This window comes from Mucilaginibacter sp. (genome assembly GCF_036383575.1).
In the GTDB taxonomy this organism is placed as follows: domain Bacteria; phylum Bacteroidota; class Bacteroidia; order Sphingobacteriales; family Sphingobacteriaceae; genus Mucilaginibacter.
Window position 1 is genome coordinate 1 of record NZ_DASVOB010000111.1, and the last position, 7,640, is coordinate 7,640.

Genomic DNA, 7,640 nt, shown 5'->3' on the forward strand with positions numbered 1-7,640 from the left:
CCAAGCGGGCTATCTAATTTGGCGACGCTTAACATATCGCCTGCAATGCCTTTGATCCTGTCGGCAGTGAGTTTAAGTCGGTCGTATTTTGGATCAGCCGGGTCCATGCGGTCAAGATCTTTCTGGTTCTCGGCCAGGATATATTCCGTTTGAGCAATAGCCTCAGCAGCTACATCCTCCAAAACTGTATTGATGAGGGCAGGGGCAAGAGTTGGTTTACGGCTTGCTTCACGTGCTTTATCAAAATAACTGTTATAGTTCATGGTATTTAGCCTTGTAAATAAAGATAATCATAATGCACCAGTGCCTTCTGGTTTTTTTGGCCGATGCGTTCACGGGCCTTATCCGCGCCATATTCGGCAATGCCTAAGCCTATCAGTTTATCGGTATCATCAATCAATTTAATAATATCGCCTTTTTTAAAGTCGGTTATTACGCCAACAATGCCAACGGGCAATAAACTGGTTGCTTTGTTAGAGATCAGTGCAGCCTTTGCGCCCGCATTAATCAATACACTGCCGGTTGCTGATTTTTCGGAATGGGCAATCCATTTCTTTTTGCCCGATGCTGTTTTATTGGGTATAAAACGGGTATGCGTAACCTGGTTTTCCAAAACATCGGTTAATATGTTATCCCGTTTACCATTGGCTATGTGCACCGAGATACCCAACTGGGCTGTCTTCTGCGCCATGGTTGATTTGGTGATCATCCCCCCACGGCCAAACTGCGAACGGCCTGACGATACAAAAGTTGAAAAATCAAGTTCGTTGCCGCTAACCTCATCTATTACTGCCGAGCCTGCCGCTTTTGGATCGCCATTGTAAATGCCATCAACGTTAGTGAGTATAACGAGGGCGTTGGCGTTAAGCATAGAGGCTATCAAGCCTGCCAGCTCATCATTATCGGTAAACATCAGTTCAGTTACCGATACCACGTCATTCTCGTTTACAACCGGGATCACTTCGTATTGCAATAAGGCCTCAAGGCAGTTTTTCATGTTGAGGTAATGCATCCTGTCCCTGAAATCCTCGCGCGTAACTAAAACCTGCGAGCATAGGATCTGAAACTGCTCAAACAAGTGCGAATAAGTATTGATCAGTTTTACCTGCCCGATAGAGGCCAGTACCTGCCGGGCGGCAACGGCATCTGTTTTTTCTGCAACGGTGATCAGACTGCGTCCGGATGCTACAGCGCCTGATGAAACCAGTATCACTTCAATACCTTGCTTTTTTATCGCAGCTATCTGCTCAACCAAATGTGTTATACGCGGCAGGTCGGGGAGGCCGTTTTCCTGGGTGATAACATTTGAGCCGATTTTGATAACAATGCGTTGATAATTGAAAGCCATTAGTACAGTACAGATTGAGGCTTCAATATTACAAATTTGAGCGTAATTAGGCTTTGTTTATTTTGAAAAATCCACTAAAGTGATGGATTTTATAGTGAAATGATGCTAAAACCATCAAAAGTTTAAAAAAACATAACAGAATGCTTGACAGTCAGCATTAAATTTATATTTTTGTCGACTAATTCTATAGACAATGTATCATTTTAATGCAATTGCCGTTTACTCAATGTTAAAAATGCAGCCCCATGCTGTAATGTGTTGTTGTTGAGAATAGCCTTTCAATTAACAATAATCAACCAACCAATCACTTTTTACCACCACACAAAATCACTTCATGAAAATTTTTACAAACTCAATTAAGATAGTTGTGCTTTTCCTGGTACTGTTACCGGGGCTAAGTTACGCGCAACTTAACGGCTCATATATATTGAGCGGAAAAGTAGATGACGACCAGGGCAAGCCACTGGTAGGTGCAACTGTATCTATTAAAGGTACAACCAACAAAACATCAACCGATACTACCGGTAAATTTTCTTTAACTACCAGTGCTAAATTACCCTACACGCTTGTTTTTACCGCGGTAGGTTATCAGCCACAGGAGTTCTATATTAAAAATGCTAACAGCGCGGTAAATATTACACTTACTACGCAATCATTATTGGTTAACGAGGTAGTAGTAACAGCATCACGCAAGGAAGAAAAACTGCTTCGTTCGCCAGTTGCTATCGAAAAATTGAGCATCACCGCTTTAAAGCAATCGCCTGGCCCAAGTTTTTACGACGCTTTGGAGAATGTTAAAGGTGTACAGATGACTACCACAAGTATCACCCTTAAAGTGCCTAATACCCGCGGTTTCAACAGCCCTAACAACTTCAGGTTTATGCAGTTGGTTGATGGTGTTGATATGCAATCGGCTACATTAGGTGTACCGCTTGGTAACGCCATTGGCCCAACAGAATTGGATATCGCCAGCATTGAAATTACTCCCGGTGCAGCAGCTGCACTTTATGGCACTAACGCTATTAATGGTTTATCAAACTTATTCACCAAAGATGCATTCAAATATCAGGGCTTAAGCTTTTACCATCGCCAGGGCTTAAACCATGTTGGTAAAGACCGCTTAGGAGCAAGTTCCATTACCGAAGACGCGTTAAGATATGCTAAAGCTTTTAACGATAAGTTTGCTGTTAAAGTAAACTTTAGCTACATGCAGGGACAGGACTGGCAATCAGATACCCGCCTCGATCAAAACCCAACTAATCTAAAGTCAGCCAACCCTGCTTACCCTGAATTAACAGGTACCAGTAACGCTGCGTATGATGGCTGGAACAAATATGGTGATGATGCACTTGCAGGTAGTAACACCGTATCAATAAAAGGCATCACCGTAAACGGTGTTGCGCGCCCTAACCTTACCGTAGCACGTACAGGCTACAACGAAGTTGACCTGGTTGATCCGCATGTGAAAAACTTAAAGTTAGATGGTACTTTGGCTTATAAATTATCGCCCAATACGATTCTATCTTATACCTACCGTTACGGAAGACTTGATGGTGTGTTTCAGCGCGGTAACAAGATCTCGTTACAAGGAGCAACAGTTCAGAATCATAAAATTGAGTTAAAAGGAAAAGATTTCCTGGTACGCGGTTATGAGTCTATTGAAAATACCGGCAACTCCTTTAACGTAAAGCCATTGGCCGATAACCTTGACCTTAACCACGCCAGCAACTCGGCATGGGCGACTTTATATGGTAACGCTTTAAAGGCCTATAATGGAGGTGTATTAACATCAGCAAACCTTGCTGCTGCTGAGCAAGCGGCTCGTGCAGCTGCCGATAAAGGTCGTGTTGAACCAGGCACCCCTGAGTTTGACGCCTTGAGGAAAACCATTATTGGTATCAATAACTGGGATATTAAATCGAGCCTGATCCCTAATGCCCCGGCTACCGGTGGCGCTGCATTGGTGCAAAAAAGCCACATGTATAACGGCGAAGCTCAATGGGATCTGACTGATAAAGTGAAATTTGTTGACCTGTTGGTTGGTGCCGATGTACGCGTGTACAGCATTACACCTGATGGTAATAACTTTGTAGATTTTAGCCGCTCAATTGCCGACAGGAACACGCCATTGGCAGATGGCACTTTTGGTAAAGATGTGATCTACAAAAAATATGGTGCCTTTACCCAGGTTACCAAAACGTTTTTTGACGAAAAGCTGAAATTATTCGGTTCTATCCGCTGGGATCGTAACCCATACTTCGATCCTAAATTTACACCGCGTTTAGCTGCTGTTTATACCGTTAATCAAAACCATAACTTCAGGTTCACATTCCAGAACGGGTACCGTTTCCCTTCACTGTTTGAGGCTTTATCATATGTTAATAATGGTCGTGTAAAACGCGTGGGCAGTTTGCCATTCATTAATGAAGGTTTAGGTTACCTTGGTAACAGTTACACCCAAACATCGGTAGTAGCATTCAACGCTGCTGTAAATGCTGCAGGCGGCTCAGATCAGGCTGCTTTGGCTAACCGTAACCTGTTGAAAGTGGCAGATCTTCCACCTGCCCGTCCAGAGCAAATTACATCTTTCGAGGTAGGTTATAAAGGTATCGTAGCCGATAATAAAGTATTCATTGATATTGATGCGTACACCAACCGTTACAATGGATTCCTTGGCCAGGTGCAGGTGTTTGTGCCAAACGGTGCTACCGTGGGAACTGACGCGGGCGTATTATCCATGCTTGACATTAACCGTGACCCTACAACTGGTACATCAAGCAACGCAGCAAGCCAGGGCCAAAGCAGGTACCGCGTTTATACCAATGCTAAAAACATCTATCATAACTATGGTTCATCTGCAGGCATTACTTACAATTTTTACCAGCACTACACGGTATCAGGAAACGTAAGCTTTAATAAGTTAAAAGCTCAAACAGCTTCTGATATCTTTGTTACAGGCTTTAACACACCAGAATGGTCAGGCAACGTATCGTTCGGTAACCGCGAAGTGGTTAAAAACTTTGGCTTTAACGTAGTTTACAAATGGCAGCAGTCATACCTGTGGGAAAGCCCGCTGGTTACCGGTACTGTACCTTCAATCAAAACAGTTGATGCCCAGGTTACTTACCGCGTACCTTCATACTATGCCACATTTAAGTTAGGTGCTACCGATATCTTCAACAAAAGGTATTACCAATACGCAGGCGGCCCAACCATTGGCGGCTTATACTATGTATCGGTAACGCTTGATGGTTTATTGGCCGGTAACAACAATAAATAAGCGCTTTAATTACGTTTTATATTAGTTTGTAAGGGGATGAGGTGTAAAAGCTTCATCCCCTTTTTTGACCGCTGATTTTTCTATGATTTTTGTGATTACGCTGATTTTTTAACTGCGATGGGAATAGATGATTGTAAGAGATATTAAATCGTATAAATCCATCAGCGAAATCAATGCAATCAAAAAAATCAGCGATAAAAAAAAGGCCAACTGATTTTTCAACCAATTGACCCACGTATAAAAAAAAGCGTCTTTGACTTATTTGGCGGTTACCTCATGCAACCCGCATTCTTTTTTGGATTGATCTTCCCACCACCAGCGGCCGGCGCGGAAGTCTTCACCTTCGGCTATTGCACGGGTACATGGCATACAGCCGATGCTCGGGAAACCTTTATCGTGTAATGAATTATAAGGGATATTGTATTGCTTAACATAAGCCTTTACTTCATCTAATGTCCAGTTGAAAATAGGGTGGAACTTTACCAGTTGGTTTTGTTCATCCCATTCCAGGTCGTGCATATCGAGGCGGTTAACCGATTGCTCGGCACGGATGCCGGTGATCCAGATCTTGTTGCCTTTTAAAGCACGTTTAAGCGGTTCTATTTTGCGGATACCACAACACTCCTTACGGTTTTCAACCGATTCATAAAAGCTGTTGGGCCCTTTTTTGCTTACCATTTCTTCCAGCAGTTCGTTGTTAGGGTAGTAGGCATGAATGGGCTTTTGATATCTGTTCATGGTGGCTGCCCAAACTGAATAAGTTTCGCGGAAAAGCCTGCCGGTTTCAAGGGTGAATACTTTAATAGGCAGGTTATTGGCAAAGATCATGTGACTGATGACCTGGTCTTCCCAGCCAAAGCTGGTTGAAAATATAACTTCGCCGGGAAAAAGCTCTGCCAGTTTGGTCAGGGCTTCAACGGGGCCAAGTCCGGTGGTTATACCTTGTATTTGTTGTAATGCGGTGCTCATTTTATATAACCTTAGTGACAAACATAATGATGGATCGGATACTGATAAGGATAACTATCACTGATACTGCCACCATGATGGTTTTTGCTGAAATTTTATTGGATATTTTAGCGGCTATCGGCGAAGCGAGCGCGCTGCCTAATATTAGCCCTGCTACAGCTTGCCAGTGATCGCTGCTTACCATGGCAATAAAGGTTATTGAACCCATCATTGCCACAAAAAAGCGTGATAGTTTAACAGTACCTAATGAAAAGCGCGGGCTCCGGCCACCAGCTATCAGGGTAGAGAGTACGATTGACCCCCAACCGCCGCCGCCAACAGCATCAATAAAACCACCACCTAAACCAAGTAGTGATATGCGTTTTACTTTATCTGCCGATTTTTTCTTTTGCGTATTGAATGCCTTTCTGAATATCACTATACCCAATATCAGGGTATAAACCGATACAACAGGTTTGGTGTACATGCTGTAATGCTCAAGCGACGATAGGAGATAAGCCCCCGTTACTGCTCCTACAATACCAGGGATAACTAATAACTTAAATAACTTCCAGTTAATGTTACCCATGCGATAATGCATCCAACCTGCTATACCACAGCTCAATATCTCTGATAAATGCACCCCCATGCTGGCCGAGGCAGGAGGAATGCCCATAGAAAGCGAGAAAGTGGTTGACGTTACGCCATATGACATGCCTATAGCACCATCTATCATGGCAAATACGAAACCTGCTCCTAAAAAGTAATAAAATATAGGGTCGATGCCTGTTACAAAGTTTTTGAAGTTGGGCTCTTTAAGATAAAGAGCCGTTATACCAATGGCTAACGATACGATAATAGTTGACCAAATAAGCCAGATGAAATTTTTCCGGCTGGCGGCTTTTGGTTCAACTAAAACCGATGTTACGCTGTTTAATTTTTTTACCTTGTCGGCAAAGTCACCTTCAAGGGTATTTCTTAGTTCGCTCATTTGCTGCAAAGTGATATCAAGCTCGGCAGGGAGGCTTTCGTTTAATACTTCTTTTAATCGTTTTGCCACAGTAGGGGATTTTCCGTTGGTAGATATGGCCAGTCTCAGGTCGCCTTTTTGCACTATTGATCCTAAGTAAAAATCACATAGTGCAGGCTTATCCGCTACATTGATCAGTAGTTTACGGTCATGTGCTGCGTTACGGATATAGTTATTAAGCTCGCTATCGTTGGTAGCGGCGATAACTATGTCTGCTTCGTTCAGGTCGTCCTCGGTAAATGATTTTTGCACGATGCGGATGCCGGGATATTGTGATGCAAGCGTATGTACATCGGGCAAAAACTCACGCGAAATAACGGTAACCCTTGCATTGTTGCTGTTGTTAAGTACAGCGGTAAGTTTTTCCAAACCAACATTACCGCCGCCAACAAGCACCGTATGCAGATCATTCAGTTTTAGGAATACAGGGAAAAGCTGGTTGCCTTCCTGTTTTTCATCCTGAATGTTAGCTAAACTCTTATCCCCGGGCAACAATGTCATAAACTTCTTGTATCAGTTGGAATTTTGGATGAAGCGACACTACCTCGCCTAAAACAATAATAGCAGGCGATGAGATCTTATTTTCTTTAACAGCATTGAGAATAGTATCAACCGTAGCTACAGCAATTTTCTCGTCAGCTGTCGATCCGCTTTGGATAACGGCTACAGGAAGCTTGTTTTTGCCTTGCTGTTTAAATATTTCTGTTATTTCCGCCAGCTTATGAACGCCCATCAATACAACCACGGTAGCATTTGAGCGCGAAGCGTCAATAAGATCATTGGAGATTTGGCCGTTTGCTGTTGTACCGGTAACTACCCAAAAGCTTTCGCTTAAACCACGGTGTGTAACAGGAATGTTCTGTAGCTCAGGCACAGCTATAGAACTGGAAATACCCGGAATAACCGAAGCCGGTATATTATGCGCTGCAGCGATCGTTAATTCTTCATATCCGCGACCGAATACAAAGGGATCACCGCCTTTTAACCTCACTACGTGACCATAGTTTTTAGCATAATCAACCATGAGGTTGTTA

The 7,640-nt window shown here is 43.2% G+C and carries 5 protein-coding genes and 1 pseudogene; 1 reads left to right on the top strand and 5 read right to left on the bottom strand.

Features of this window, described 5'->3' with window-relative positions; translation table 11 throughout:
- Positions 1-263: pseudogene (locus VF500_RS04195) on the bottom strand (gamma-glutamyl-phosphate reductase); the annotation flags it as partial.
- Between the two features lie 5 nt (positions 264-268).
- Positions 269-1,348 (bottom strand): glutamate 5-kinase, encoded by a 1,080-nt coding sequence (proB, locus tag VF500_RS04200; RefSeq protein WP_330858470.1) that lies wholly within the window; start codon positions 1,346-1,348, stop codon positions 269-271.
- A gap of 334 nt (positions 1,349-1,682) precedes the next feature.
- Between proB and VF500_RS04205 the strand changes: the two genes are divergently transcribed.
- Positions 1,683-4,628: a TonB-dependent receptor gene (locus VF500_RS04205; RefSeq protein ID WP_330858471.1), complete on the top strand. Its 2,946-nt coding sequence runs from the start codon at positions 1,683-1,685 to the stop codon at positions 4,626-4,628.
- Between the two features lie 258 nt (positions 4,629-4,886).
- Here the strand turns inward: VF500_RS04205 and VF500_RS04210 are convergent, their stop codons facing one another.
- The 3 genes from VF500_RS04210 to VF500_RS04220 all read right to left on the bottom strand — a co-directional run.
- Positions 4,887-5,597, bottom strand: a complete 711-nt coding sequence (locus VF500_RS04210; RefSeq protein ID WP_330858472.1) for a phosphoadenylyl-sulfate reductase — start codon at positions 5,595-5,597, stop codon at positions 4,887-4,889.
- A 1-nt stretch (position 5,598) separates the two neighbouring features.
- Positions 5,599-7,107: a TSUP family transporter gene (locus tag VF500_RS04215; protein WP_330858473.1), complete on the bottom strand. Its 1,509-nt coding sequence runs from the start codon at positions 7,105-7,107 to the stop codon at positions 5,599-5,601.
- Positions 7,085-7,640: uroporphyrinogen-III C-methyltransferase (locus tag VF500_RS04220; RefSeq protein ID WP_330858475.1), on the bottom strand; the 556-nt coding region annotated here is incomplete at its 5' end. The genes VF500_RS04220 and VF500_RS04215, both read right to left, overlap by 23 nt.